Genomic DNA, 1,582 nt, shown 5'->3' with positions numbered 1-1,582 from the left:
TCCTGGGGGTAGACGCTGGCTATGTAGAACTTAGGGGAGGCCTCCTCGACACAGCAACAGCCGCCATCACAGCTCTGTATACAGTTGGCACACGTCGTAATTGGCACGCACCTAGACGGGTAGGGGCACTGCGGCTGGCGGACAGACATGGTGAAGAGGTACTTCTCGCTAACCGCCCCCTCGGCTTCTGCGTAGACGGACACGCTATATCTGCCACCGCTGTACACCTGGAAGCTGACCGGGACGTCGTTGTCCCCCCGGGCGAAGACAGCGTTGACAACTACGGGACTTGAGCCAGCCTCTACGACCACCTTGCCAGTGGCGGCTGTGGAGGAGGAGACCCTGACAGTCATATCTATCCTGCCTCCCGCCACCTCGACAGACCCGCCACTGGGGACCTGTACCCCGTTCACTGTCACAGACTTTATCTGCAGGGCTTGAGTCGGCTTCTCTCTGTACTCCGGTATCTCAACAGCGGAGTAGAGGAGGAGGTCGCGGCACGTCGGGAGCGAGCCGCCTCTGTAGATCTTGACATAGTAGGTGGGAGACGGTGGCACGGATGTGGAGATACGGACGCATGGCATGAGCGAGGGGAGAGGCCACACGCAACTGCTACCCTGCTGGACTAGCCTGGACACGCCATAGAGTAGCCTCCCGCTACTGTCGTATATCTCGACGTCTACCGGTACCTGTTGCGGGCAGTCCTGTCCGTATACCGAATACGTTAGGGTGTCGTAGGCGGAGGAGAAGCACACCTTTAGCCTGGCCTTCCTCCCAGGCCACTTCGCTGAAAGCGAAAACTTCCCGCCAGCGTCTGTCTCCCCAGCTGGGGACCCGTCTACATATATCTTGACTCTGCCCTTCCCCTCGCCAGAAATCAGGAGAGAGTTGCCCCAGTAGTCTACATCGAACTCGTCACACGAGTCGATGTTGAAGAAAGACTTCAGCGACCCGCTCTTCAGCGCAGTCCTCCCGCAGAACTTCGAAAAGTCGACGCCTACCTGTAGGTCAAGCGCCACGCCAGAGCCTGTTAGTGTGTAGCTGTGCTTGAGGAGGAAAAACGAAGTCTCCAACAGACAGTTGCAACCGTAGCAACACTGCTCAACGCACGTGCCACCTAGGGATTTGCACGTATCCGCTGAAACACAGGGCACGTACTACTTCTTAACCTCTCTTAAAATATTGCACAGGAAGCGCGCGGCGTGGTGAGGAAAGAGCGCAACTACCGGGTAGAGGAGGAAGACAGTTGCGAAGTACATCTGATCTGGCGTGGAGGCCGAGATGACTCTCTCGTAGCGCTTAATCTCTGCAAGCGACACTAGTAGCTTAAAGCTGAACCGCCTAACCGCCCTCACGACATTGTCTATATACTCCGCCGGGAGTTGCGCGATTAGGTTCCTGGCCAGCTCCAGGTTTACGTAGGCCAGCTTTTCCACCTCGCCATCCAGGGCCACCGTCGGCGGGTACTCTCCATACACCCGCCACTCTTCAAACCTTGTGGTGTAGTACAGCACCGCCATGGCGAGCCTTGGCGTGAGTATCCTAACGACACCGCTCCTTGGCAACTTCGCCACCACCACCT

At 57.5% G+C, this 1,582-nt stretch carries 2 protein-coding genes; both read right to left on the bottom strand.

What is annotated here, in order from left to right:
- On the bottom strand, positions 1–1,154 hold a 1,154-nt coding region (locus ACP5J3_RS14380; RefSeq protein WP_428496307.1), incomplete at its 3' end, for a hypothetical protein.
- A 3-nt stretch (positions 1,155–1,157) separates the two neighbouring features.
- A partial coding sequence (locus tag ACP5J3_RS14375) for a hypothetical protein (RefSeq protein WP_428496306.1) occupies positions 1,158–1,582 on the bottom strand: 425 nt, incomplete at its 5' end.

The organism is Pyrobaculum sp., assembly GCF_049971835.1.
GTDB lineage: Archaea > Thermoproteota > Thermoprotei > Thermoproteales > Thermoproteaceae > Pyrobaculum.
This window is presented reverse-complemented; position numbering and strand designations above follow the sequence as displayed.